The 26,290-nt window shown below is 60.8% G+C and carries 22 protein-coding genes and 2 pseudogenes; 16 read left to right on the top strand and 8 right to left on the bottom strand.

Features of this window, described 5'->3' with window-relative positions:
* Positions 1–308 precede the first annotated feature (308 nt).
* The 16 genes and pseudogenes from hutU (at position 309) to ATI02_RS13505 (ending at position 21,105) form a co-directional block, all read left to right on the top strand.
* Complete coding sequence (hutU, locus tag ATI02_RS13585) at positions 309–1,994, top strand: urocanate hydratase (protein ID WP_095191809.1); 1,686 nt, start codon at positions 309–311, stop codon at positions 1,992–1,994.
* 174 nt (positions 1,995–2,168) lie between these two features.
* Positions 2,169–3,641, top strand: coding sequence for a purine-cytosine permease family protein (locus ATI02_RS13580; RefSeq protein WP_100846532.1), 1,473 nt, complete (start codon positions 2,169–2,171; stop codon positions 3,639–3,641).
* 69 nt (positions 3,642–3,710) lie between these two features.
* Positions 3,711–4,679 (top strand): ABC transporter substrate-binding protein, encoded by a 969-nt coding sequence (locus tag ATI02_RS13575; RefSeq protein WP_100846531.1) that lies wholly within the window; start codon positions 3,711–3,713, stop codon positions 4,677–4,679.
* 70 nt (positions 4,680–4,749) lie between these two features.
* Positions 4,750–5,601 carry an ABC transporter permease gene (locus ATI02_RS13570; RefSeq protein ID WP_007949591.1) on the top strand — a complete coding sequence of 284 codons (852 nt, stop codon included), beginning with the start codon at positions 4,750–4,752 and terminating at the stop codon, positions 5,599–5,601.
* Positions 5,598–6,428, top strand: coding sequence for a quaternary amine ABC transporter ATP-binding protein (locus tag ATI02_RS13565; protein WP_095191801.1), 831 nt, complete (start codon positions 5,598–5,600; stop codon positions 6,426–6,428). Before ATI02_RS13570 ends, ATI02_RS13565 begins: the two co-directional genes overlap by 4 nt.
* Positions 6,429–6,564: 136 nt before the next feature.
* A complete protein-coding gene (locus tag ATI02_RS13560) occupies positions 6,565–8,088 on the top strand; it encodes an HAL/PAL/TAL family ammonia-lyase (RefSeq protein WP_100846530.1) in 1,524 nt (507 codons plus the stop codon).
* Between the two features lie 118 nt (positions 8,089–8,206).
* Positions 8,207–9,739, top strand: coding sequence for a histidine ammonia-lyase (gene hutH / locus ATI02_RS13555; protein ID WP_100846529.1), 1,533 nt, complete (start codon positions 8,207–8,209; stop codon positions 9,737–9,739).
* A gap of 100 nt (positions 9,740–9,839) precedes the next feature.
* Complete coding sequence (gene hutI, locus ATI02_RS13550; RefSeq protein ID WP_100846528.1) at positions 9,840–11,045, top strand: imidazolonepropionase; 1,206 nt, start codon at positions 9,840–9,842, stop codon at positions 11,043–11,045.
* Between the two features lie 10 nt (positions 11,046–11,055).
* Positions 11,056–11,859: an N-formylglutamate deformylase gene (gene hutG / locus ATI02_RS13545; protein ID WP_100846527.1), complete on the top strand. Its 804-nt coding sequence runs from the start codon at positions 11,056–11,058 to the stop codon at positions 11,857–11,859.
* 227 nt (positions 11,860–12,086) lie between these two features.
* Positions 12,087–13,058 carry a prolyl aminopeptidase gene (gene pip, locus ATI02_RS13535; RefSeq protein WP_095191806.1) on the top strand — a complete coding sequence of 324 codons (972 nt, stop codon included), beginning with the start codon at positions 12,087–12,089 and terminating at the stop codon, positions 13,056–13,058.
* Complete coding sequence (dtd, locus tag ATI02_RS13530; protein ID WP_100846526.1) at positions 13,055–13,492, top strand: D-aminoacyl-tRNA deacylase; 438 nt, start codon at positions 13,055–13,057, stop codon at positions 13,490–13,492. Before pip ends, dtd begins: the two co-directional genes overlap by 4 nt.
* Before the next feature lie 462 nt (positions 13,493–13,954).
* Positions 13,955–15,739: a glucan biosynthesis protein G gene (locus ATI02_RS13525; protein WP_420875203.1), complete on the top strand. Its 1,785-nt coding sequence runs from the start codon at positions 13,955–13,957 to the stop codon at positions 15,737–15,739.
* Entirely contained in the window at positions 15,732–18,302 is a 2,571-nt protein-coding gene (mdoH, locus tag ATI02_RS13520) for a glucans biosynthesis glucosyltransferase MdoH (protein ID WP_095191808.1), read from the top strand. Before ATI02_RS13525 ends, mdoH begins: the two co-directional genes overlap by 8 nt.
* A gap of 189 nt (positions 18,303–18,491) precedes the next feature.
* Positions 18,492–19,289 (top strand): transporter substrate-binding domain-containing protein, encoded by a 798-nt coding sequence (locus ATI02_RS13515; RefSeq protein ID WP_100848463.1) that lies wholly within the window; start codon positions 18,492–18,494, stop codon positions 19,287–19,289.
* A 130-nt stretch (positions 19,290–19,419) separates the two neighbouring features.
* Positions 19,420–20,379, top strand: a complete 960-nt coding sequence (locus ATI02_RS13510; protein ID WP_100846525.1) for an amino acid ABC transporter permease — start codon at positions 19,420–19,422, stop codon at positions 20,377–20,379.
* A pseudogene (locus ATI02_RS13505) lies at positions 20,372–21,105 on the top strand (amino acid ABC transporter ATP-binding protein). Before ATI02_RS13510 ends, ATI02_RS13505 begins: the two are co-directional and overlap by 8 nt.
* 147 nt (positions 21,106–21,252) lie before the next feature.
* Here ATI02_RS13505 and ATI02_RS33295 read toward each other — a convergent pair.
* The 8 genes and pseudogenes from ATI02_RS33295 to hisI form a co-directional block, all read right to left on the bottom strand.
* Positions 21,253–21,966, bottom strand: coding sequence for a methyl-accepting chemotaxis protein (locus ATI02_RS33295; RefSeq protein ID WP_371857607.1), 714 nt, complete (start codon positions 21,964–21,966; stop codon positions 21,253–21,255).
* A 141-nt stretch (positions 21,967–22,107) separates the two neighbouring features.
* A pseudogene (locus ATI02_RS33290) lies at positions 22,108–23,052 on the bottom strand (methyl-accepting chemotaxis protein); the annotation flags it as partial.
* A 199-nt stretch (positions 23,053–23,251) separates the two neighbouring features.
* Positions 23,252–23,959, bottom strand: a complete 708-nt coding sequence (locus tag ATI02_RS13495) for a 16S rRNA (uracil(1498)-N(3))-methyltransferase (RefSeq protein WP_100846523.1) — start codon at positions 23,957–23,959, stop codon at positions 23,252–23,254.
* Positions 23,956–24,747: a twin-arginine translocase subunit TatC gene (tatC, locus tag ATI02_RS13490; protein ID WP_100846522.1), complete on the bottom strand. Its 792-nt coding sequence runs from the start codon at positions 24,745–24,747 to the stop codon at positions 23,956–23,958. Before tatC ends, ATI02_RS13495 begins: the two co-directional genes overlap by 4 nt.
* Entirely contained in the window at positions 24,744–25,202 is a 459-nt protein-coding gene (tatB, locus tag ATI02_RS13485) for a Sec-independent protein translocase protein TatB (protein ID WP_100846521.1), read from the bottom strand. Before tatB ends, tatC begins: the two co-directional genes overlap by 4 nt.
* A 10-nt stretch (positions 25,203–25,212) precedes the next feature.
* Positions 25,213–25,494, bottom strand: a complete 282-nt coding sequence (locus ATI02_RS13480) for a twin-arginine translocase TatA/TatE family subunit (protein ID WP_095187470.1) — start codon at positions 25,492–25,494, stop codon at positions 25,213–25,215.
* A 25-nt stretch (positions 25,495–25,519) separates the two neighbouring features.
* Positions 25,520–25,852 carry a phosphoribosyl-ATP diphosphatase gene (locus tag ATI02_RS13475; RefSeq protein ID WP_003220849.1) on the bottom strand — a complete coding sequence of 111 codons (333 nt, stop codon included), beginning with the start codon at positions 25,850–25,852 and terminating at the stop codon, positions 25,520–25,522.
* A complete protein-coding gene (hisI, locus tag ATI02_RS13470) occupies positions 25,845–26,246 on the bottom strand; it encodes a phosphoribosyl-AMP cyclohydrolase (protein ID WP_100846520.1) in 402 nt (133 codons plus the stop codon). Before hisI ends, ATI02_RS13475 begins: the two co-directional genes overlap by 8 nt.
* Positions 26,247–26,290: the final 44 nt, after the last annotated feature.

Raw genomic sequence — 26,290 nt, 5'->3', positions numbered from 1 at the left:
CGCTCACCCAACCAAGCCCCCGACCGCACAAAATCTCTCCGCGAAAAATTTCATCCACGCCAGAGCCCTTGATTCAGGAGCCCTCCAGCCCTGCATCCGATTTTTCTTGAGCACCCCTCCTGCAAGTTGGCCGCTTGATTGCATATGCTTGTATGTACAAGTAAAGACGTATGCGTATGAGTCGCTCGAGACTCTCCGCAGCGTCCACTGATTCGCTTGTCGCGCATTGATGCACGCAGGCTGCTTGCCCACTGCCAGGGTTGGTTTGAATTGATCGCTGAGGAGTCTTTTTCGTGACTGACAACAAGATGACCACTGCTACTACATTTACAAAGCATCGCGACGTCGAAATCCGTGCCGCACGCGGCAACAAGCTGACCGCCAAGAGCTGGCTGACCGAAGCGCCGCTGCGCATGCTGATGAACAACCTTGATCCGGAAGTCGCCGAGAACCCGAAAGAGCTGGTGGTCTACGGCGGTATTGGGCGTGCCGCGCGTAACTGGGAGTGCTACGACAAAATCGTCGAGAGCCTGACCAACCTGAATGACGACGAGACCCTGCTGGTGCAATCCGGCAAGCCGGTCGGCGTGTTCAAGACCCACAGCAACGCCCCGCGCGTACTGATCGCCAACTCCAATCTGGTGCCGCATTGGGCGAGCTGGGAACACTTCAACGAACTCGACGCCAAAGGCTTGGCCATGTACGGCCAAATGACCGCCGGCAGCTGGATCTACATCGGCAGCCAGGGCATCGTCCAGGGCACCTACGAAACCTTCGTTGAGGCCGGCCGTCAGCACTACAACGACAACCTCACCGGCAAGTGGGTCCTGACCGCCGGTCTGGGCGGCATGGGTGGCGCTCAGCCTCTGGCCGCGACCCTGGCCGGTGCTTGCTCGCTGAACATCGAATGCCAGCAGGTCAGCATCGATTTCCGCCTGAAAAGCCGTTACGTCGATGAGCAAGCCACCGACCTCGACGACGCCCTGGCGCGTATCGCCAAGTACACCAAAGAAGGCAAAGCGATCTCCATCGCGTTGCTGGGCAACGCTGCGGAAATCCTGCCGGAACTGGTCAAGCGCGGCGTACGCCCGGACATGGTCACCGACCAGACCAGCGCCCACGACCCACTCAACGGCTACCTGCCGGCCGGCTGGACCTGGGACGAATACCGCGCCCGCGCCAAGACCGAACCGGCCGCTGTGATCAAGGCTGCCAAGCAGTCGATGGCCGTGCACGTCAAAGCGATGCTGGAATTCCAGAAGCAAGGTATCCCGACTTTCGACTACGGCAACAACATCCGTCAGATGGCGCAGGAAGAAGGCGTCGAAAACGCATTCGACTTCCCAGGCTTCGTACCGGCCTATATCCGTCCGCTGTTCTGCCGTGGCATCGGCCCGTTCCGTTGGGCGGCGCTGTCGGGTGATCCACAAGACATCTACAAAACCGACGCCAAGGTCAAAGAACTGATCCCGGACGACGCGCACCTGCACAACTGGCTGGACATGGCCCGCGAGCGCATCAGCTTCCAGGGTCTGCCGGCGCGTATCTGCTGGGTCGGTCTGGGCCTGCGCGCCAAGCTCGGTCTGGCATTCAACGAAATGGTCCGCAGCGGCGAGCTGTCGGCGCCGATCGTGATCGGTCGTGACCACCTCGACTCCGGCTCGGTCGCCAGCCCGAACCGCGAAACCGAATCGATGCAGGACGGGTCCGACGCTGTGTCCGACTGGCCACTGCTCAACGCTCTGCTCAATACCGCGAGCGGCGCGACCTGGGTGTCCCTGCACCACGGCGGCGGCGTCGGCATGGGCTTCTCCCAGCACTCGGGCATGGTGATCGTGTGCGACGGTACCGACGAAGCGGCCGAGCGAATCGCCCGTGTCCTGCACAACGACCCGGCCACTGGGGTCATGCGTCACGCCGATGCCGGTTACCAGATCGCCATCGATTGCGCCAAGGAGCAGGGTCTGAACCTGCCGATGATTACCGGCAAATAAACGCAACTCTGTGGGAAATGCTTTGGGTGGGAGTGGGCTTGCTCACGAACGCGCTGGATCAATCAGCACATGTTTCGAATGTGCCGACCACTTCGCGAGCAAGCCCGCTCCCACCAAAAGCAACCCACGCAAGACGCTCAGTGAACTCGAATAACAATCCACAGAGGTTGAACCATGGCTGTCAGTCCCGATCGTGCAGGCAACAAACCGTTGATCGAAAGGCGTTCGATCGACTACATCCCGGAAGCGGAAAGACACGGTCGTCTGTTCAGCCAATTCACCTTGTGGATGGGTGCCAACCTGCAAATCACCGCGATTGTCACCGGGGCATTGGCCGTGGTGCTGGGCGGTGATGTGTTCTGGTCGTTGATCGGTCTGTTGATCGGTCAACTGCTGGGCGGCGGCGTGATGGCGCTGCATGCGGCGCAAGGGCCGAAACTGGGTCTGCCGCAGATGATTTCCAGCCGCGTGCAGTTCGGCGTTTATGGCGCAGCCATCCCGATCGTGTTGGTGTGCCTGATGTACCTGGGCTTCACCGCAACGGGCACGGTGCTTTCCGGCCAGGCGCTGGGCCAGTTGTTTGGCGTCAGCGACAGCATCGGGATTCTGATTTTCGCCAGTGTCATCGTGCTGGTCACCGTGATGGGTTATCGGGTCATCCACTGGATTGGCCGCGTCGCCAGCGTCATTGGCGTGATTGCCTTCGTTTTCCTGTTTTGGCGTCTGATGAGCCAGACCGACGTCGGCGCACTCCTGCAAATCCGCCATTTCAGCTGGAGCAGCTTCCTGCTGGCGGTATCGCTTGCGGCCTCTTGGCAGATCGCTTTCGGCCCTTACGTGGCTGACTACTCGCGCTACCTGCCGAGCAAGACGTCGGCGCTGAAAACCTTTTTCGCCGCGGGCGCCGGATCGGTGATTGGCGCCCAAGTGGCGATGATCCTCGGTGTGTTTGCTGCCGCTTCAGCCAACGGCCAGTTCGCCGGCCACGAAGTGGCCTACATCGTCGGTCTGGGCGGAACCGGTGCCACCGCTGCGCTGCTGTACTTCAGCATCGCATTCGGCAAGGTGACCATCTCGACGCTGAACTCCTACGGCAGCTTCATGTGCATCGCCACCATCATCAGCGGTTTCAAAGGTCATCTGCAGGTCTCGCGCATGCAGCGTCTGGTCTTCGTGCTGGTGATCGTCGGCGCGGCGACGCTGATCGCGCTGCTCGGCCAGCACTCGTTCCTCGGTGCGTTCAAGTCTTTCATCCTGTTCCTGCTCGCCTTCTTCACACCGTGGAGCGCGATCAATCTGGTTGACTACTACTGCATCACCCGCGAGCGCTATGACGTGCCGGCGCTAGCCAATCCGAACGGTCGCTATGGCCGCTGGAACATGCTCGGTATCAGCGTCTATGTCTTCGGGGTGCTGGTGCAGTTGCCGTTCATCTCCACCAAGTTCTACACCGGTTCCCTGGTAGCGGCCCTCGGTGATGTGGATATCTCCTGGATCATCGGTCTGGTGCTGCCCGCCGCCGTGTATTACGTGTGCGCCAAAAAATGGCACAGCCCAGTGCCCGATCAACTGATTCTGCCGGTCGGGCAGGACAGCGTTGTACAACCTAAAACAAGTGGGGCCACTCGCGCTGCGGCGCAGGCCTGATTGGACGTGGACAGGGCTGGATGCCTCTTGACTGCCGTAAGCCAATTCATGATTAGGAGCGTCGCAACAATGAAATCGAACAAGACCCTGCTGACTACATTGCTGTCCATGGGCCTGTTGGCCAGCGCTGGCGCAACTCAAGCCGCCGGCTGGTGCGAATCGGGCAAACCGGTGAAATTCGCCGGTCTGAACTGGGAAAGCGGCATGTTGCTGACCGACGTGCTGCAAGTGGTGCTGGAAAAAGGTTATGACTGCAAGACCGACAGCCTGCCGGGCAACTCCATCACCATGGAAAACGCCCTGAGCAGCAACGACATTCAAGTGTTCGCCGAAGAGTGGGTTGGCCGCAGCGAGGTCTGGAACAAGGCCGAGAAGGCCGGCAAGGTCGTCGGTGTCGGCGCTCCGGTCGTCGGCGCGGTTGAAGGCTGGTACGTGCCGCGTTACGTGATCGAAGGCGACGCCAAGCGCAAGCTTGAACCGAAAGCCCCGGATCTGAAAAACATCGCTGATCTGGCCAAGTACTCTGCCGTGTTCAAGGACGCCGAAGAGCCCTCCAAGGGTCGTTTCTACAATTGCCCGGCCGGCTGGACCTGCGAGCTGGACAACAGCGAAATGCTCAAAAGCTACGGCCTGGAAAGCAGCTACACCAACTTCCGTCCGGGCACCGGCCCGGCGCTGGATGCGGCGGTATTGTCGAGCTACAAGCGTGGCGAGCCGATCCTGTTCTACTACTGGTCGCCAACCCCGCTGATGGGCCAGGTCGATCTGGTCAAACTCGAAGAAAAACCGGGCGTCGACAAGACCGTGACGATCAAGGTCGGCCTGTCCAAGACCTTCCACGAGCAGGCCCCGGAGCTGGTCGCCGTACTGGAAAAGGTCAACCTGCCGATCGACCTGCTGAACCAGAATCTGGGGCGCATGGCCAAGGAACGTATCGAGTCGCCAAAACTGGCGAAAATCTTCCTCAAGGAACATCCTGAAGTCTGGCACGCATGGGTGAGCGAAGACGCAGCCAAAAAGATCGACGCGGCCTTGTAGGTCGAGTTTCTCCGGCTGCCGGCCACGGCAGCCGGACGCTTGATCGCAACCCCTTGATTGAGAGTCTCTTATGTTTCCCGAAAGCTTTACCTTTTCCATCGCCGACTGGGTCAACGGTTGGGTCGATTCGCTGGTCACCAACTACGGTGATGTGTTCCGCCACATTTCCGACACCCTGCTCTGGGCCATCGTCAACCTCGAAGGCCTGCTGCGTGCGGCGCCGTGGTGGTTGATGCTGGCCATCGTTGGTGTGGTTGCCTGGCACGCCACGCGCAAAGTCGTGACCACGGCAGTCATCGTCGGTCTGCTGTTCCTCGTCGGCGCCGTTGGCTTGTGGGACAAACTCATGCAAACCCTGGCGCTGATGATGGTCGCGACGATCATTTCGGTGCTGATCGGCATCCCGCTGGGGATTCTCTCGGCGCGCAGCAATCGCCTGCGTTCGGTGCTGATGCCGCTGCTCGACATCATGCAGACCATGCCGAGTTTCGTGTACCTGATCCCGGTGCTGATGCTGTTCGGCCTGGGCAAGGTGCCGGCGATTTTCGCCACGGTTATCTACGCCGCGCCACCGCTGATCCGCCTGACAGATCTGGGTATTCGCCAGGTCGACGGCGAAGTGATGGAAGCGATCAACGCCTTCGGTGCCAACCGCTGGCAGCAGCTGTTCGGCGTGCAACTGCCGCTGGCCCTGCCGAGCATCATGGCCGGGATCAACCAGACGACCATGATGGCCCTGTCGATGGTGGTGATCGCCTCGATGATCGGCGCCCGTGGCCTGGGTGAAGACGTACTGGTGGGGATTCAGACCCTCAACGTCGGACGGGGTCTTGAGGCCGGTCTGGCGATCGTGATTCTCGCAGTGGTCATCGACCGCATCACTCAGGCGTACGGTCGGCCACGGCATGAGGTGAGCAAATGAACAACGCAACCGTGAGCAAGATCGAAGTCAAAAACGTCTTCAAGATTTTCGGCAACCGCGCCAAGGATGCCTTGGCCATGGTTGGCCAGGGCAAGACCAAGGATCAGGTGCTGAACGAAACCGGTTGTGTGGTCGGGGTCAACGACTTGTCGCTGAGCATCGGCACCGGCGAGATCTTCGTGATCATGGGCCTGTCTGGCTCTGGCAAGTCGACGCTGGTACGCCACTTCAATCGCCTGATCGACCCGACCAGCGGCGCGATCCTGGTCGACGGCGTGGACATCCTGCAATACGACATGGACGCCCTGCGCGAATTTCGCCGGCACAAGATCAGTATGGTGTTCCAGAGCTTCGGCCTGCTGCCGCACAAGACCGTCCTCGACAACGTCGCCTACGGCTTGAAAGTGCGCGGCGAGAGCAAGCAGATGTGCAACGAACGCGCGCTGCACTGGATCAACACCGTGGGCCTCAAGGGCTACGAAAACAAATACCCGCATCAGCTGTCCGGCGGCATGCGTCAGCGTGTCGGCCTGGCCCGTGCATTGGCGGCGGACACCGACATCATCCTCATGGACGAAGCGTTCAGCGCCCTCGACCCGTTGATCCGCGCCGAGATGCAGGACCAGTTGCTGGAGCTGCAAAAGACCCTGCACAAGACCATCGTCTTCATCACCCACGACCTCGACGAGGCCGTGCGTATCGGCAATCGCATTGCGATTCTCAAGGACGGCCGCCTGATCCAGGTCGGCACGCCAAGAGAGATCCTGCATTCGCCGGCGGATGAGTATGTCGACCGGTTCGTGCAGCGGCGGGCGGCGGTGGTTTAGGCAGTTTTGTGTTGGCTGGGCCGGCGCCTTCGCGAGCAGGCTCGCTCCCACAGGGGGTACGCATTCCAAATGTGGGAGCGGGCTTGCTCGCGAAGGCGCCGGTGAAGCTGCATCAATATTACGGTTGAGGTTTTAGATGTCCCAGGCTGAAAAAATCGTTATCACCGGCAGCCCTCTGCGTTGGCAGTACGTGGTCGCCGTTGCCCGTCACGGCGCGCAACTGGAGCTGTCGAGCGACACCTGGGCGCGCATCGAAAACGCCCAGGCCATTGTCCAGCGCATTGTCGTCAGCGGCGAGCGCGCCTATGGCGTCAATACCGGTCTGGGCGGGTTGTCCAACGTTTCGCTTAAAGATGAACAACTCAGCCAGCTCTCGCGCAACACCTTGCTCAGCCACGCCTGCGGCGTCGGTCCGGCACTGCCCGACGAACAGACCCGCGCGATCATCTGCGCCGCGATCCACAACTACAGCCATGGCAAGTCCGGCCTCCATCGTCGGGTTGTCGAAGGGCTGCTGGCGTTGCTCAATCGCGGCATCACTCCACAAGTGCCGTCGCAAGGCTCGGTGGGCTACCTGACGCACATGGCGCACATCGGCATCGCGCTGCTCGGCGTGGGTAATGTCAGCTATCGCGGGCAGATCGTTTCTGCGCAACAGGCCTTGGCTGAAGAGGGCCTGCAAGCGGTGCAACTCGGCGCGAAGGATGGTTTGTGCCTGGTCAACGGCACGCCGTGCATGACCGGCCTCAGCTGTCTGGCCATCGCTGATGCCACACGTCTGCTGCAATGGGCCGATGTCATTGGCGCCATGAGTTTTGAAGCCCAGCGCGGTCAGATCGATGCGTTCGACGCCGAGATCATCGCGTTGAAACCGCATCCGGGCATGCAGCAAGTTGGGGTCAATCTGCGTGCGTTGCTCGATGGCAGTGAAGTGATTGCTTCGAGCAAGGGCATCCGCACTCAGGATGCGCTGAGCATTCGCTCGATCCCGCAGGTGCATGGCGCTGCGCGCGATCAACTGGAGCATGCAATCAAACAAGTCGAAGCCGAACTCAATGGCTGCACCGATAACCCGCTACTGTTGGGCACGCCGGATAATTTCCGGGTCATGTCGCAGGCCAACCCGCACGGTCAGTCGGTGGCGATGGCGGCGGATTTGTTGGCGATTGCCATGGCGGAAATCGGCTCGATTGCCGAGCGTCGTCTCGATCGTCTGGTCAACCCGCATGTCAGCGGTCTGCCGGCGTTTCTGGTGGCCAATCCGGGGGTGAACTCCGGGATGATGATCGTGCAATACGTCGCCGCGTCGCTGTGTGCGGAAAACCGCCAATTGGCGCAACCGGCGGTGCTCGACAACTACGTCACTTCCGGGTTGCAGGAAGACCATCTGAGCATGGGCACCAGCGCTGCGCTGAAGCTGCATCGCGCGCTGGAAAACTGCACGCAGATCCTTGCCATCGAATATCTGTTGGCGGCGCAGGCCTTTGAGTTCCTCAAGGAACAGCGCTTTGGCGCGGGCACTGACCGGTCGTGGCGACTGCTGCGCGAAAAGGTCCCGGCCTACGGCCAGGATCGCTGGCTGGCGCCGGATATCGCCGCCGCCGCGAGCGTGTTGCAAGACCCGAATTCGCTGTACAACGTTTTACCGAATCTGCACTGACCAATACCCATACCAGCGTGCCAAGGCGCGGATCGCTCAGAAGGCGAGAGGCGACGGATAACGGAATGCTCCGGAGCGACTGGTAGTTAATAACAAACTCTCAAAAGGAGCATTTTTAATGACTGCGCTGAACCTGATTCCCGGCCAACTGAGCCTGGCCCAACTGCGTGACGTCTACCAGAACCCGGTCAAGCTGACGCTCGACAACAGCGCATCGCAGCAGATCGAAGCCAGCGTCGCCTGCGTCGAGCAGATCCTCGCCGAGAACCGCACCGCCTACGGCATCAACACCGGTTTCGGCCTGCTGGCCTCGACCCGCATCGCCAGCGAAGACCTGGAAAATCTGCAGCGCTCGCTGGTGCTGTCCCACGCCGCCGGCGTCGGCGTGCCGATCAGCGATGACTTGGTGCGGCTGATCATGGTGCTTAAGGTCAACAGCCTCAGCCGTGGTTTCTCCGGCATCCGCCGTGTGGTAATCGACGCGCTGATCGCGCTGATCAATGCCGAGGTCTACCCGCACATTCCGCTGAAAGGTTCGGTGGGTGCTTCTGGCGACCTCGCGCCGCTGGCGCACATGTCGTTGGTGCTGCTGGGCGAGGGCAAGGCGCGCTACAAGGGCGAGTGGATGGAAGCCACCGAGGCACTGAAAGTCGCCGGTCTGACGCCGCTGACGCTCGCGGCCAAAGAAGGTCTGGCGCTGCTCAACGGCACTCAGGTTTCTACTGCGTTCGCGCTGCGTGGCCTGTTCGAAGGCGAAGATCTGTTCGCAGGCGCCATTGCACTGGGTGGTCTGACGGTTGAAGCGGTATTGGGCTCGCGCTCGCCGTTCGACGCGCGTATTCACGCCGCTCGCGGCCAGAAAGGCCAGATCGACGCGGCTGCCGCTTACCGTGACCTGCTTGGTGAGCGCAGCGAAGTCTCCGATTCGCACCAGAACTGCGAGAAGGTTCAAGACCCGTACTCGCTGCGTTGCCAGCCGCAAGTCATGGGCGCGTGCCTGACGCAGTTTCGTCAGGCTGCTGAAGTGCTGGCGGTTGAAGCCAACGCCGTTTCCGACAATCCGCTGGTGTTTGCCGCTGAAGGCGATGTGATTTCCGGCGGCAACTTCCACGCCGAACCGGTGGCCATGGCTGCTGACAACATGGCCCTGGCCATCGCCGAAATCGGTTCGCTGAGCGAGCGCCGCATCTCGCTGATGATGGACAAGCACATGTCGCAACTGCCGCCGTTCCTGGTGGCTAATGGCGGGGTCAACTCCGGCTTCATGATCGCCCAAGTGACTGCGGCGGCACTGGCCAGCGAAAACAAGGCACTGTCCCATCCGCATTCGGTGGACAGCCTGCCGACTTCGGCCAACCAGGAAGATCATGTGTCGATGGCCCCGGCGGCCGGCAAGCGCCTGTGGGAAATGGCCGAGAACACGCGCGGGATTCTCGCGGTGGAGTGGCTGGCGGCGGTGCAGGGGCTGGATCTGCGTAACGGCCTGAAAACCTCGGCGAAGCTGGAAAAGGCCCGGGCGATTCTGCGTCAGGAAGTGCCGTTCTATGAGAAGGACCGGTTCTTTGCGCCGGACATCAATGCAGCGACCGAGTTGTTAGCTTCGCGCTGCCTGACCGAGCTGGTTCCGGCGAACCTGCTGCCTAGCCTGTGATGGACTCTTCGCGAGCAAGCCCGCTCCCACAGTTGGAATGCGTCCCCCTGTGGGAGCGGGCTTGCTCGCGAATCGATTTTGAACAAGACGAGGACTTGGGATGAAAACCCTCTGGCAACACTGCCACGTCGCAACCATGGCGCAAGGCGTCTACTCGATCATCGAGGACGCGGCCATCGTGACGTCCGGGGCGCTGGTCGAGTGGATCGGCCCGCGTAATCAACTGCCGTCCGGCGAATACCCGGCGGTCAATGACCTGCAAGGCGCGTGGGTCACCCCGGGCCTGATCGACTGCCACACCCACACGGTGTTCGGCGGCAACCGCAGCGGCGAATTCGAAAAGCGTCTGCAAGGCGTCAGCTATGCCGAGATCGCGGCGCAGGGCGGCGGCATCGCCAGCACCGTGCGCGCAACTCGCGAAGCCAGCGAAGACGAACTGTTCGCCAGCGCCGCCAAACGTCTGAAAAGCCTGATGCGCGATGGCGTGACCACGGTGGAAATGAAATCCGGCTATGGTCTCGATCTGGCCAACGAACGCAAAATCCTTCGGGTCATCCGTCGCCTGGCCAAAGAGCTGCCGATCAGCGTGCGCAGCACCTGTCTCGCCGCTCACGCGTTGCCGCCGGAATACAAGGATCGCGCCGACGCTTACATCGATCACATCTGCGCCGAAATGCTCCCGGCCCTGGCCGCCGAGGGTCTGGTCGATGCCGTGGATGCGTTCTGCGAATACCTGGCATTCTCGCCGGAGCAGGTCGAGCGCGTGTTCATCACCGCTAAAGAATTAGGTCTGCCGGTGAAGCTGCATGCCGAGCAATTGTCCTCGCTGCACGGCTCCAGCCTGGCTGCGCGGTATCACGCGTTGTCCGCCGATCACCTGGAATTCATGGACGAATCCGACGCCATCGCCATGGCCGCATCCGACACCGTCGCGGTGCTGCTGCCGGGGGCGTTCTACTTCCTGCGTGAAACCCAATTGCCGCCCATGGACGCCCTGCGCAAGCACAAGGTGAAGATCGCCATCGCCAGCGACCTCAACCCCGGCACCTCGCCGGCCTTGTCGTTGCGGCTGATGTTGAACATGGCCTGCACCTGTTTCCGCATGACCCCGGAAGAGGCGCTGGCCGGCGCGACCATTCATGCCGCGCAGGCGCTGGGCATGGCTGACACCCACGGTTCGCTGGAAGTCGGCAAGGTCGCGGACTTTGTCGCTTGGCATATCGATCGTCCTGCGGATCTGGCCTATTGGCTCGGCGGTGATCTGGACAAACGCGTCGTGCGTCACGGCGTTGAATCAAGTCTGTAGGAGAGCGGTTGTGGATAAGGTTCTGAACTTCAAACAAGGGCGCGTGCCGCTGTTGATCAGCATGCCCCATGCAGGTCTGCGCCTGACGCCTGCGGTCGAGGCTGGGCTGATCCCGGATGCGAAAAGCCTGCCGGATACTGATTGGCATATTCCGCAGCTCTACGATTTCGCCGAAGAGCTCGGTGCCAGCACTCTGGCTGCCGAGTACTCGCGTTTCGTCATCGACCTGAACCGGCCGTCCGACGACAAGCCGCTGTACGCCGGCGCCACCACCGGGCTATATCCCGCGACTTTGTTCGATGGCATCCCGTTGTTCAAGGAAGGTCTGGAGCCTTCGAAAGATGAGCGCGCGACTTATCTGGAGCAGATCTGGACGCCGTACCATCGCACCTTGCAGGAAGAGCTGGCGCGGCTGAAGGCCGAGTTCGGTTACGCGTTGCTGTTCGACGCGCACTCGATCCGCTCGATCATCCCGCACCTGTTCGACGGCAAACTGCCGGACTTCAACCTCGGCACCTTCAACGGCGCGAGCTGCGATCCGCAACTGGCCACGCAACTGGAAGCCATCTGCGCGCGTCATGGCGAGTACAGCCATGTGCTCAACGGTCGCTTCAAGGGCGGTCACATCACCCGTCATTACGGCAACCCGGCCGAGAACATCCATGCCGTGCAACTGGAACTGTGCCAGAGCACCTACATGGAAGAGTTCGAACCGTTCCGCTACCGCAGCGATCTGGCCGAGCCAACGCGGGTGGTGCTCAAGGAGTTGCTGCAAGGCTATCTGGCCTGGGGCAAATCTCGCTACACCGCATAACCCACTGTGGGAGCGGGCTTGCTCGCGAAGGCGTCGCACCAGTCAACCTATGGGTTGAATGACACACCGCTTTCGCGAGCAAGCCCGCTCTCACAGGTTTTGTATGCAACAGAAAAATTGCGACAGCGCACAGGCATGCTCATTGACGTAAATCGGGTTTATGATGCCCAACGGCAGAATAATAGAAGTCCCCCCAGGGATGACCTCGACCCCTTACGGAGCGCGCAATGCAGACTTTGTTTCCGCAGATCAAACCCCACGCCCGGCACGATCTGGCTGTCGATGACACGCATACGCTGTACGTCGACGAAAGCGGCTCACCGGAAGGCTTGCCGGTCGTGTTCATCCACGGCGGCCCCGGCGCCGGTTGCGATGCGCAAAGCCGTCGCTATTTCGATCCGAACCTGTATCGCATTGTCACCTTCGACCAGCGCGGCTGCGGACGCTCCACCCCGCACGCCAGCCTGGAAAACAACACCACCTGGGATCTGGTCGCCGACCTCGAGCGTATCCGCAAGCACCTGGGTATCGACAAATGGGTGTTGTTCGGCGGCTCGTGGGGTTCGACCCTGGCGCTGGCCTATGCGCAAACCCATCCGGAGCGCGTACATGGCCTGATCCTGCGTGGGATCTTTCTCTGCCGTCCGCAGGAAATCGAGTGGTTCTATCAGGCTGGCGCCAGCCGTCTGTTCCCCGATTACTGGCAGGACTACATTGCCCCGATCCCACTGGACGAGCGCGACGATCTGCTCAACGCGTTCCACAAACGCCTCACCGGCAACGATCAGATCGCCCAGATGCACGCTGCCAAAGCCTGGTCGACCTGGGAAGGGCGCACCGCGACCCTGCGACCAAACCCGCTGGTAGTCGATCGTTTCTCCGAGCCGCAACGCGCCTTGTCGATTGCGCGGATCGAATGCCACTACTTCACCAATAACGCCTTCCTTGAACCGAATCAGCTGATCCGCGACATGGGCAAGATTGCTCACTTGCCGGGCGTGATCATCCACGGCCGTTACGACGTGATCTGCCCGTTGGATAACGCCTGGGAACTGCATCAGGCCTGGCCGAACAGTGAGCTGCAGGTCATTCGCGATGCCGGGCACGCCGCGTCCGAACCGGGTATCACCGATGCGTTGGTGCGTGCCGCCGGTCAAATGGCTCGGCGTCTGCTCGACCTGCCGCCCGAAGAAGCATGAAGGGGCTTTTACAGCGCGTGCGTGGCGCGCGAGTCGAAGTGGCGGGAGAGGTGGTTGGCGCGGTAGATCAGGGTTTGCTGGTGCTGGTGGCGGTCGAACCCGACGACACGCGCGCCAGTGCCGACAAACTTCTGCAGAAGCTGCTTAACTATCGGGTATTCAGTGACGCTGAGGGCAAGATGAACTTGTCCTTGGCAGATGTGGGCGGCGGGTTGCTGCTGGTCTCTCAGTTCACCCTGGCCGCTGACACCAAAAGCGGGTTGCGCCCGAGCTTCTCGACCGCCGCCCCTCCGGCGCTGGGTGAGGAATTGTTCGACTATCTATTAGGCAAAGCGAAACAGGTGCATGGCACTGTGGCATCAGGTAGATTCGGCGCCGATATGCAGGTGCATTTGGTCAACGATGGCCCTGTTACCTTTTTGTTACAGACCTGAAAGCACCTGAAACACCTTTTTAGGAAATTTCGACTGTTTTTAGGGTGTTTTCGCGATAAATACTTGGTTACCCCTGATGCGTTGTCACGCGGGCTACTAGATAATCGCGCGCTATGGGGATCAGCGTTCGTTGGTCCATTTTTGACTTAGGTAGAGACTTGTCTGGATCCGATTGGGGAATCATTTTGCCCCAGCGGAGTCGGAACAATGCTCGCCAACCTGGTATGAGCGGTCTGTACGGCCATTTTTGCCAGCATTATTTCGAGGGCCAGGGAGTCAGAGACAAGGCGCTGCGACGACTCATAGCCTGCTATGGGGAGGAGCAGCAACGCAGTATCTGGCTTCCTGGAACCGAAATAAGCTGACAAAAATGGCCACACAGACGGCTTGCTGGCCGTTGGTTTTTTGATCTGTTTTCGGCGAGGGTTGCTCGTGATCGTTAGTCCCTGTAATGCAGCAAAAATGTCTGCCAAACGCATGCGAAGTGCCCTGGTAGCGGGTTCGGCGCTCCTGTGCCTGCTCAGCGCCGGTCAGCTTTGGGCGTTCAATCTTGACGATGTATCCGCCAAGGCTAAAGAGCTGGCCGGGCAGAAGTTCGAAGCCCCGCGCAGCAACCTGCCGAACGAATTCCGCGACATGAAGTTCGCGGATTATCAGAAAATCCGCTTCCTCACCGAAAAGGCTGAGTGGGCTGATCAGAAGACGCCGTTCAAACTGTCCTTCTATCACCAGGGTATGCACTTCGATACACCGGTGAAAATCAACGAAATCACGGCCAACACCGTCGAAGAGATCAAGTACGATCCTTCGCGCTTCGATTTCGGTGACCTGAAATTCGATCCGAAAGCCACCGAACAACTGGGTTATGCCGGTTTCCGTGTGCTGTACCCGATCAACAAGGCCGACAAGCAAGACGAAATCATGACCATGCTCGGCGCGAGCTACTTCCGCGTCGTCGGCAAGGGCCACACCTACGGTCTGTCGGCCCGTGGTCTGGCGGTCGATACCGCGCTGCCGTCGGGTGAAGAATTCCCACGTTTCCGTGAGTTCTGGATTCAACAGCCGAAGCCGGGCGACAAGCATTTGGTGATCTTCGCCCTGCTGGATTCGCCGCGTGCCACCGGTGCCTACCGTCTGATCCTGCGTCCGGGCAGCGACACCATTGTCGACGTCAAAGCGCAGATGTTCCTGCGCGACAAGGTCGGCAAACTGGGCATCGCGCCACTGACCAGCATGTTCCTGTTCGGCGCCAACCAGCCGTCGAAAGTCCTCAACTATCGTCGTGAACTGCACGACTCCAGCGGTCTGTCGATCCATGCCGGCAACGGCGAGTGGATCTGGCGCCCACTGAACAACCCGAAACACCTGGCCGTGAGCAACTTCAGCGTCGAAAACCTGCGTGGTTTCGGTCTGCTGCAACGTGGCCGTGACTTCAGCCACTACGAAGACCTCGACGACCGCTACGACAAGCGCCCAAGCGCCTGGATCGAGCCGAAGGGCGACTGGGGCAAAGGCACCGTCGATCTGGTCGAAATTCCGACCGCTGACGAAACCAACGACAACATCGTTGCGTTCTGGAGCCCGGAAAAAATGCCGGAGCCAGGCCAGCCGCTGGACTTCGCCTACCGCATGCACTGGACCATGGACGAAGCGGCGATTCACGCGCCGGACAGCGCCTGGGTTGCGCAGACTCTGCGTTCGACCGGTGACGTCAAGCAATCGAACCTGATCCGTCAGCCGGACGGCAGCGTTGCCTACCTGGTCGACTTCGAGGGCCCATCGCTGGCCGCTCTGGCGCCGGATGCCGACGTTCGCAGTCAGGTCAGCGTCGGCGACAACGCCGAACTGGTCGAGAACAGCGTGCGTTACAACCCGGACACCAAGGGCTGGCGCTTGACTCTGCGCATGAAGATCAAGGATGCGAGCAAGTCGACCGAGATGCGTGCCGCACTGGTGCAGCCAGTCGTGACCGCTGATCTGGCCAAGTCTTCGGTGCCGGCGTCCAACTCGTCCGTCGCCAAGGCCGACAAGGTTGCCGCCAAGCAACAAGAGAAGCTCGACAAGGAAGCCAAGGCAGCCGAGGCCAAGCAGGCCGACGCCAAGCCAGCTGCAGATGCCAAGGACAAGGCCAACAAAGACGCCAAGCAGCCAGTTGCTGCGGACGCGGCCCCAGCCACACCGGAATCGGCACCGACTGAAGAAGTCCTGACCGAGACCTGGAGCTATCAGTTGCCTGCCGATGAGTAACTCTCAAGTACAGCCAGAGACTCTGTCCGAGTATCTGGCGCATCTGCCGATGACCGACGAGCAGCGCGCGGAACTCGCGGGCTGTCAGTCGTTCAGCGAGCTGCATCAACGCCTGTCGTCCTCGACGTTCGACGCCCCTGCCGAAGCCGCCCAGGCTTCGGTGGGCAAGCGCCTGACCCTGAGCACTGCCGAAGAGCTTGAGGAAGCGGAAATGCTGGTGCTCGACGCCAGCGGTCGGGTCAGTCTCAAAGCGACACCGCCGATCCGTCGAACCAAAGTCGTGCCGGAGCCATGGCGCACCAACATTCTGGTGCGTGGCTGGCGGCGTCTGACTGGTCGCACAAACCCGCCGCAACCGCCGAAGGACGAGAACGTCCTGCCGGCCGCGCGCTGGCGCACTGTCGGTTCGATCCGCCGCTACATTTTGTTGGTGCTGATGCTCGGCCAGACCATCGTTGCCGGCTGGTACATGAAAGGCATCATGCCGTACCAGGGCTGGTCGTTCGTCGATCTGGACGAAGTCCTGCACCAGCCGCTGCTGCAAACCGCCACGCAAGTGCTGCCGTATGCGCTGCAAACCAGCATCCTGATTCTCTTCGGGATTCTGTTCTGCTGGGTGTCGGCCGGTTTCTGGACGGCGCTGATGGGCTTCCTCGAGTTGCTCACCGGTCACGACAAATACCGTATTTCCGGCAAAAGCGCCGGCAACGAGCCGATTGCCAAAGACGCCCGTACCGCGCTGGTGATGCCGATCTGCAACGAAGACGTACCCCGGGTATTTGCCGGTCTGCGCGCCACCTTCGAATCGGTTGCCGCCACCGGTGATCTGGATCGTTTCGACTTCTTCGTCCTCAGCGACAGCAACGACACCGACATCTGCGTGGCCGAGCAACAGGCCTGGCTGGACGTCTGCCGCGAAGCCAAGGGCTTCGGCAAGATCTTCTATCGCCGCCGTCGTCGTCGCGTAAAACGCAAGAGCGGCAACCTCGACGACTTCTGCCGTCGTTGGGGCGGTGACTACAAGTACATGGTCGTCCTCGACGCTGACTCGGTCATGAGCGGTGAGTGCCTGACCAGTCTGGTGCGCCTGATGGAAGCCACGCCGGACGCCGGGATCATCCAGACCGCGCCGCGTGCGTCGGGCATGGACACTCTGTATGCGCGCATGCAGCAGTTCGCCACCCGCGTTTACGGGCCGCTGTTTACCGCCGGTCTGCACTTCTGGCAGTTGGGTGAATCCCATTACTGGGGGCACAACGCGATCATCCGCATGAAGCCGTTCATCGACCACTGCGCCTTGGCGCCGTTGCCGGGCAAGGGTGCATTCTCCGGGGCGATCCTGTCTCACGACTTCGTTGAAGCCGCGCTGATGCGTCGTGCCGGTTGGGGCGTGTGGATTGCCTACGACCTGCCAGGCAGCTACGAAGAACTGCCGCCGAACCTGCTTGACGAACTCAAGCGTGACCGTCGCTGGTGCCACGGCAACCTGATGAACTTCCGCCTGTTCCTGGTCAAAGGCATGCACCCGGTACACCGGGCGGTGTTCCTGACTGGTGTGATGTCCTACTTGTCGGCGCCGTTGTGGTTCTTCTTCCTGGTGCTGTCGACCGCGCTGCTGGCAGTGAACACGCTGATGGAGCCGCAGTACTTCCTTGAACCGCGTCAGCTCTATCCGCTGTGGCCACAATGGCACCCGGACAAGGCTATCGCGCTGTTCTCGACGACCATCGTGCTGCTGTTCCTGCCGAAACTGTTGAGCATCATCCTGATCTGGGCCAAGGGCGCGAAAGAGTTCGGCGGCAAGTTCAAAGTGACCCTGTCGATGCTGCTGGAGATGCTGTTCTCCATGCTGCTGGCGCCGGTGCGGATGATTTTCCACACCCGTTTCGTACTGGCCGCGTTCCTCGGCTGGGCCGCGACCTGGAATTCGCCGCAACGTGACGACGACTCCACACCATGGAGCGAAGCGGTCAAGCGCCACGGCCCGCAGACCCTGCTGGGCTTCTGCTGGGCGCTGCTGGTGATCTGGCTGAACCCGAGCTTCCTGTGGTGGCTGGTGCCGATTGTCGGTTCGCTGATGCTGTCGATCCCGGTGTCGGTGATTTCCAGCCGTGTCGGTCTGGGCCTCAAATCCCGTGACGAGAGCCTGTTCCTCATCCCTGAGGAATACAATCCGCCACAGGCGCTGCTGGCGACTGACCAGTACACCCACGAGAACCGTTGGCATGCACTGAATGACGGCTTTGTCCGTGCAGTGGTCGATCCGCAGCAGAACGCCTTGGCGTGCTCGCTGGCGACCTCGCGTCACGGTCAAGCCGAGCCGATTGAATGGCTGCGTCAGGAACGTGTGCGTCATGCGATCAAGGTCGGCCCTGCCGGGTTGAATAACCATGATCGTCTGCAACTGCTGAGCGACCCTGTTGCCTTGGCGCGCCTGCACGAGCAAGTGTGGGCCGAAGGCCACGCCGAGTGGCTGGATGCATGGCGGGCTTCGGTGAAAGCCGATCCGCATGCGCCGCTGTTGCCGTTGCGACCGCTGAGCATGCAGGCTCAGCCGGCCTGATAAGAAGCCCCGCGAAAGCGGGGTTTTTTTTGCCCTGCCGACAGCGGGCGCTAATCTGCAATCGATCAAAAAACCTTGTGCAAACGAACGAGTGCGTTAGCATCCGTCCCCGAATTGGCGCACCTGGGCATTTTTGCCCGTCGCTGTTGGTTTTCGCGCCGCAAACGCAATGGTTTTGGGGACTTGAAGATGAAGAAGTATCTGTCGATGCTGCTGGTCGGCGTCACGGCACTGGTTGCAGTCAATGCGGCGCACGCCGGCGCGATCGATGACGCGGTCAAGCGCGGTACCTTGAAAGTCGGCATGGATCCGACCTACATGCCGTTCGAGATGACCAACAAGCGTGGCGAGATCATCGGTTTCGAAGTCGACATCCTCAAAGCCATGTCCAAGGCCATGGGCGTCAAGCTGGAGCTGGTCTCCACCGGTTACGACGGCATCATCCCGGCGCTGATGACCGACAAGTTCGACATGATCGGCAGCGGCATGACCCTGACTCAAGAGCGCAACCTGCGCCTGAACTTCAGCGATCCGTTCATTGTGGTCGGCCAGACCTTGCTGATCCGCAAGGAGCTGGAAGGCACCATCAAGTCGTATAAAGACCTGAACACCGCCGACTACCGCATCACCTCCAAGCTCGGCACCACCGGTGAAATGGTCGCCAAGAAGCTGATCTCCAAAGCCAAGTACCACGGCTACGACAACGAGCAGGAAGCCGTGCTCGACGTGGTCAACGGCAAGGCTGACGCGTTCATCTACGACGCCCCGTACAACGTTGTAGCGGTGACCAAGGTCGGCGCTGGCAAACTGGTGTTCCTCGACAAGCCGTTCACCTACGAGCCGCTGGCCTTCGGCCTGAAGAAGGGTGATTACGACAGTCTCAACTTCATCAACAACTTCCTGCACCAGATCCACGAAGACGGCACCTACGATCGCATCCATGACAAGTGGTTCAAGAGCACCGAGTGGCTCAAGGACATGGAATAACGCCGGTCTGCCAGACCGCGTCGCCCCTTTCGCGAGCAGGCTCGCTCCCACATTTGAAATGCATTCCAATGTGGGAGCGAGCCTGCTCGCGAAGAGGGCCTAGTAAGCAACACCAATTCCGGAACCTGCAATGAAACATAAAAAAGCCCAATGGCCCTGGCACGTTCTGACCGTGCTGGTGCTGATCGGCCTAGCCGGTGCGTTGTATTACGCCACGTCGCTGATGTCCTACGAATGGCGCTGGAATCGCGTGCCGCAGTACTTCGCCTATCAGGCCGAAGAAACCCAGCGCGCCACCGACATCTCCACCGTGACCGAACTGGTGCACAAGGGCAGCAGCGCGCAAGTCACTCTGCGCAATGATGCCGGTGACGAGCAGCACCTGACCGTCGACGAGAACAGCCTGCAATTCGCTCAGGGCGACGATGTGGCCGAAGGCGATGTCGTGGGCGTCACTCGGCATTGGGCGGCAGGGCCGCTGTTGTGGGGGCTGTGGACGACGCTTTGGCTGTCGGTGGTCTCCGGCGTTCTCGGTTTGCTGATCGGTCTGGTCACCGGGCTGTGCCGCTTGTCGAGTAACCCGACCCTGCGCGACCTGTCGAGCATCTACGTCGAACTGGTGCGCGGCACGCCGCTGTTGGTACAGATCTTCATTTTCTACTTCTTCATCGGCACGGTGATGAACCTGTCCCGGGAGTTCGCCGGGATCGCCGCGCTGTCGCTGTTCACCGGCGCCTATGTGGCCGAGATCATCCGTTCCGGCGTGCAGTCGATTGCCCGTGGGCAGAACGAAGCCGCGCGCTCGCTCGGTCTGAGCGCCGGCCAGTCGATGCGTCACGTGGTGCTGCCGCAAGCGTTCAAGCGCGTGTTGCCGCCGCTGGCCGGGCAGTTCATCAGTCTGGTCAAGGACACCTCGCTGGTGTCGGTGATCGCCATCACCGAACTGCTCAAAAGCGGCCGTGAAGTCATCACCACCTCGTTTTCGCCATTCGAGATTCTGTTCTGCGTTGCCGGCCTGTACCTGTTGATCAACCTGCCGCTGTCGAAAATCGCCAGCCGTCTAGAGCGGAGGCTCGCGCAAAGTGATTGAAGTCCGCGATCTGGTAAAAGTCTTCGACACCCGCGGCCAAGTGGTGCGCGCGGTGGATAACGTCAGCACCAATGTCGCCAAGGGCGAAGTGCTGGTGGTGATCGGTCCTTCCGGTTCCGGCAAGTCGACCTTCCTGCGCTGCCTCAATGGCCTGGAAGAATTCGATTCGGGCTCGGTGAGCATTGATGGCCTGCAACTGGCCGACCCGAAAACCGACGTCAACGCCTACCGCCGCGAAGTCGGCATGGTGTTCCAGCATTTCAACCTGTTCCCGCACATGACCGTGCTGGAAAACCTCTGTCTGGCGCAGAAAGTCGTGCGCAAGCGCGGCAAGAAAGAGCGCGAAGCCAAGGCGATGGAGTTGTTAAAAAGGTTGGTATCGCGCAGAAGGCCAACGAGTTTCCGTCACGCCTCTCCGGCGGTCAGCAGCAGCGCGTAGCGATTGCCCGGGCGCTGGCGATGGAACCGAAGGTGATGTTGTTCGATGAGCCGACTTCGGCCCTTGACCCGGAAATGGTCGGCGAAGTGCTGGAGGTGATGAAGAACCTGGCCGTGGAAGGCATGACCATGGTCTGCGTTACCCACGAAATGGGTTTTGCCCGGGAAGTGGCGGACCGGGTGCTGTTCTTCGATCACGGCAAATTGCTGGAAGATGCGTCGCCGGCGGAGTTCTTTGATGCGCCGAAGGATCCGCGTGCTCAGGCCTTTCTGCGTCAGGTCTTGTAATTTCAGCGTCTGACCTACCGCTTTCGCGAGCAAGCCCGCTCCCACATTAGACCGCGTCCGCTTGGACAACTCGGTCAACTGTGGGAGCGGGCTTGCTCGCGAGATGCATCACCTCGGTCCACAGCGAACCGAGGCACATCAGTCACCTCAAACCTTGAATCGCCCCACCAGCGTCTGCAGATGCGTCCCCAGCCGCGCCAGCTCAACGCTGGATGCCGCCGTCTCTTCACTCGCCGCCGATGTCTGATCCGACACATCGCGCACATTCAGCACGCTACGGTTGATCTCTTCGGCCACCGCACTCTGCTGTTCAGCCGCCGCAGCAATCTGCTGGTTCATCGCCTGAATCGCCGACACAGTGCGGGTGATGCTTTCCAGCGAGCCACCGGCGCGACGGGTCAGCTCCACACTGCTGTCGGTCAGGGTGCGGCTGTTGTCCATGATCGTCGCCACTTGCTGGGTGCCGTTTTGCAGGCCGACGATCAGCTCTTCGATCTCTTCGGTGGACTTCTGCGTGCGCTGGGCGAGGCTGCGTACTTCGTCGGCGACCACGGCGAAACCACGCCCGGCTTCACCGGCACGCGCCGCTTCGATGGCCGCGTTGAGCGCCAGCAGGTTGGTTTGCTGGGCCACGGATTTGATCACGTCGAGGACGCTGCCGATCTTGTCGCTTTCGCGCTTGAGCTCGCCCATGGCCTCGGTGGAGTGGCCGACTTCAACCGCCAGACGCTCGATCTGTGCGATCGCTTCGCCCACCACCTTGTCGCCTTCACGGGCCTGCTGATCGGCGGCGACGGCGGCTTCGGAAGCCTCTTCGGCGTTGCGCGCAACTTCCTGCACGGTGGCGGCCATTTCGTTCATGGCGGTGGCGACCTGATCAGTTTCGATCTTCTGATTGTTGACCCCGGCGCTGGTTTGCTCGGTTACGGCCGACAGTTCTTCGGCGGCGCTGGCGATCTGGGTGACGCCGTCGCTGATCCCGCCGATCAACTCGCGCAGGCCTTGGGTCATGCTCTGCATCGAACGCTGCAACTGACCGAGTTCGTCGCGGCGCAACGAGACCAGGTTTTGGGTCAGGTCGCCGGCAGCGACGCGCTCGGCGACTTTCAGGGTCTGGTTGAGCGGAATGATGATCTGCCGGGTGATCGCCCAGGCGGCCAGCAGGCCGAAGGCCACGGCCAGAAGGGTCGCGATGATCAGCATGTTCTTGGCATGCGTGGCATCGGTGTCGCGGACGATGGTCTGGGACTCGGTGAGTTTCTTGCTGACGTCGAGCAAGATGTCGCCCTGAGTCGACATGCGCGCGGCGGCCTTGGCATTGTTGACCTGCGAGTCGCGGAACTGCGCAACCGCTGCGCGGTAGGCTTTGATCGAATCGGTGGCCTGTTGCAGGTTGGCGATGTGCTGTTCCGGCAATTTCGCTGGCAGGCTTTCGAGGTTTTTCAGGGCATTGTCGATGGCGTCCAGCGCTGACTGCTCAGCCTCGGTCTTGCCGCTGTAGGTGTAGCCGCGCACCTGATAGCGCGCCTGTTGCAGCAGTTTGCTCAGCTCGATCACGCTGTTGAATTGCGCGACGCTGTCGCCCTGCTGCATGGATTTCTCGACTTCGGAAACTTTAGCCACGGCGTTGTCGGCGTTGGCGCCGAGTTTGCTGTGGGCATCTTCACGCTGCACGGTGGCCTGAGTCATGTCGGCGAAGGCGCGTTTGTATTCGGCGACGGCGGCCAGTTGTTGATCGACCATGGCCGCGTCGGACGGCTGCTCGATCAGGCTGCGGGCGGTTTGCAGACCGCTGTCGAGCTTGCTCAGCAGCTCATTGACCGCGCCCGGACCTTGCTCGCCACGGCGTGCTTCATAGTCCAGACGCGCCAGGCGCAGGTCTTTGGTCAGCTCGTTGAGGCTGGAGATGAACCCCAGCTTATCGCCCTGGCTGATGATGCCACTCATGCCGGTCCAACCGGTGAAGGTGATCAACAGCGTCAGCAACAGCACCAGGCCGAAACCGATTCCCAGCTTGCGTTTGACGCTGACGTTTCCAAGACTCTCGGCTAACCAACGGTACATGCGACGACTCCCCGACCACTAATTGGACTTATGGGGACTGTATCGGCTCAGTGATGGCAATCTGTAACGCCATTTGTCCGGGCTAGAACAGGCGCGCGAGCAGGGCGGTGACGGCGGTTTCGACACGCAGGATGCGCTCGCCGAGTTGCACCGGTTGCAGGCCGGATTTGGCCAGCAGATCAATCTCGTAGGGAATCCAGCCACCTTCGGGGCCGATGGCCAGGGTCACCGGTTCGCTCAATGCGCGCGGGCAGGGCGGGTAGTTGCCGGGATGGCCAACCAGACCGAGGGTGCCTTCGGTAATCGCTGGCAGCCGATCTTCGACAAACGGCTTGAAGCGTTTCTCGATGACGATTTCCGGCAGCACCGTATCCCGCGCCTGTTCGAGGCCAAGGATCAGATTCTCGCGAATCGCTTCCGGCTCCAGAAACGGCGTCTGCCAGAAACTCTTCTCGACACGGTAGCTGTTGACCAGAATCACCTTTGACACGCCCATAGTCGCTACGGTCTGGAACACCCGACGCAGCATCTTCGGCCGCGGCAGGGCCAGCACCAATGTCAGCGGCAGCTTGGCCGGTGGCGGCTGATCGAGGGTGACACGCAGTTCCGCTTCACCGGCCTCCAGCCGCAAAAGCTCGGCCGAGCCCATCAGCCCATCGATGCGCCCTACGCGCAGGCTGTCGCCGACTTCCGAGCGATGCACTTCCTGCATGTGCGTCAAACGGCGATCACGCAGCACGACGCGGTCGGCCGCAATGAAATCGGCTTCTTCGAGCAGCAGCAGGTTCATGGCTGGGTCGCTGGCGGCTGGTCGTTATGGTCGTCAGCCGGTTCTTCTTCCGGGCGTTCGCGTTTGCTGATCAAGCCACCGAAGATGATGCCGATTTCAAACAGCATCCACATCGGCACGGCCAACAGGGTCTGCGAGAAGATGTCCGGCGGCGTGAGGATCATGCCGACCACGAAGCAGCCGATGATCACGTACGGACGGATCTTTTTCAGGTATTTGACGTCGACCACGCCGATCCACACCAGCAGCACCACGGCCACCGGGATTTCAAACGCCACGCCGAAGGCGAAGAACAGCGTCATGACGAAATCGAGGTAGCTGGCGATGTCGGTCATCATTTCCACGCCGGCCGGGGTGGCGGCAGCGAAGAACTTGAAGATCAGCGGGAATACGAAGTAATAGGCGAAGGCCATGCCGGTATAGAACAGCAGGATGCTGGAGACCAGCAGCGGCACGGCAATGCGCTTCTCATGCTTGTACAGGCCCGGCGCGATGAAGCCCCAGATCTGATGCAGGATCACCGGGATCGCGAGGAACAGCGAAACCATCATCGTCAGCTTCAGCGGCGTCAGGAACGGCGACGACACGTCGGTGGCGATCATCGTCGCGCCCACCGGCAGGTACTGGCGCAGCGGCGTCGAGACGAAGGTGTAGATCTGCTGGGTGAAGGCGAACAGCCCGGCGAAGATGATGAAAATCGCCGCCACGCAACGCAGCAGACGGGTGCGCAACTCGGTGAGGTGCGAAACCAGCGGCATGTGCTGGTCGTTTTCGGGGAGATCGCTCATGGGGCTCGCGGCGGCAATGTAGGGTCGTGAGGGGCCGGCGCGGTTGGCGCGGCGCTTGGAGCAATGTGTTCAACCGAATTTTCTGCAACAGCGGGCGCAGGCGTTGTCGGTGCTACAGCGGTTGCGGTTGCCGGTGTCACCGGGGCAACTGCGGCAGGCGCATGAATCGTCTGCTCACCCACATGTTCAACCGGCGTCGGCTCTTGCTGAACCGGATTGAAAATCTTCCGCGCCTCCTGCTCCAGCGACAGAATGTGCTCGTTGTGCAGTTGCCGACGGATCTCGTCGGCACCGATTTCACGTTCAACTTCCTGTTTGATCGCGTTGAAGCTGCGCTTCAGCCGTCCGACCCACAGGCCGGCGGTGCGTGCAGCACCCGGCAGACGCTCGGGGCCCAGCACCAGCAGGGCGACGAGGCCGACGAGCAGCAGTTCAGAGAAGCTGATACCAAACATTAGTCAGTGCTCACACGTCTTTGCGGATCGGCTCTTCGACTTTTTGCGCCTGCACGTCGATGGTGTGCGGCGGGTTGGCCTGCGCGGTGGCTTGCGGCTGCACCGGTGGCACCGGCTGCGCAGGCGTCACGGTCGGATCGGCTGCCGGCTTCTCGTCGTCGTTCATGGCTTTGCGGAAGCCCTTGATCGATTCGCCAACGTCGGTGCCGAGGTTTTTCAGTTTCTTGGTGCCAAACACCAGCACCACGACTACCAGAATGACGACCCAGTGTTTCCAGTCAAAAATGCCCATGTTGCTGTTCCTCTCTAATAGTTGTTCAGGCGGACGGACGCGAGGCTTTCTCGACGTGTCCGGACAGGCCGAAGCGACGATCCAGTTCATCGAGCACGGCCTGCGGATGCTGCCCCAGTTGGGCGAGCATGACCATGCTGTGGAACCACAGGTCGGCGGTCTCGTAGATCACGTCGCTGCAGTCACCGCTGATGGCGGCGTCCTTGGCGGCAATAATGGTTTCGACCGACTCTTCGCCGACTTTCTCCAGAATCTTGTTCAGACCCTTGTGATACAGGCTGGCGACATAGGAACTGTCGGCCGCTGCGCCCTTGCGCTCTTCAAGTACCTGAGCGAGGCGGGTCAGGGTGTCACTCATGTTTGTGTCCTGCGCAATAGATGGCATGCGGGTCTTTCAGCACCGGGTCGACCGTTTTCCAGTCGCCGTTTTCGAAGACGCGGTAAAAGCAGCTTTGACGGCCGGTATGGCAAGCGATGTCGCCGATCTGTTCAACCATCAGGATGATCACGTCGGCGTCACAGTCCAGACGCATTTCATGCAGGGTCTGTACGTGGCCGGACTCTTCGCCCTTGCGCCACAGCTTGCCACGGGAACGTGACCAGTAGATTGCACGGTTTTCCGCAGCGCTCAGTTCCAGCGCTTCGCGGTTCATCCAGGCCATCATCAGTACGCGTCCGGTCTTGTGATCCTGGGCAATCGCCGGCACCAGGCCATCAGCGTCCCACTTGATCTCGTCCAGCCAGTTTTTCATCTTCGACTCCGACAGCGAACCCACACTTCAAATAGTCGGGTTCA

This window comes from Pseudomonas baetica (assembly GCF_002813455.1).
GTDB lineage: Bacteria > Pseudomonadota > Gammaproteobacteria > Pseudomonadales > Pseudomonadaceae > Aquipseudomonas > Aquipseudomonas baetica.
This window is presented reverse-complemented; position numbering and strand designations above follow the sequence as displayed.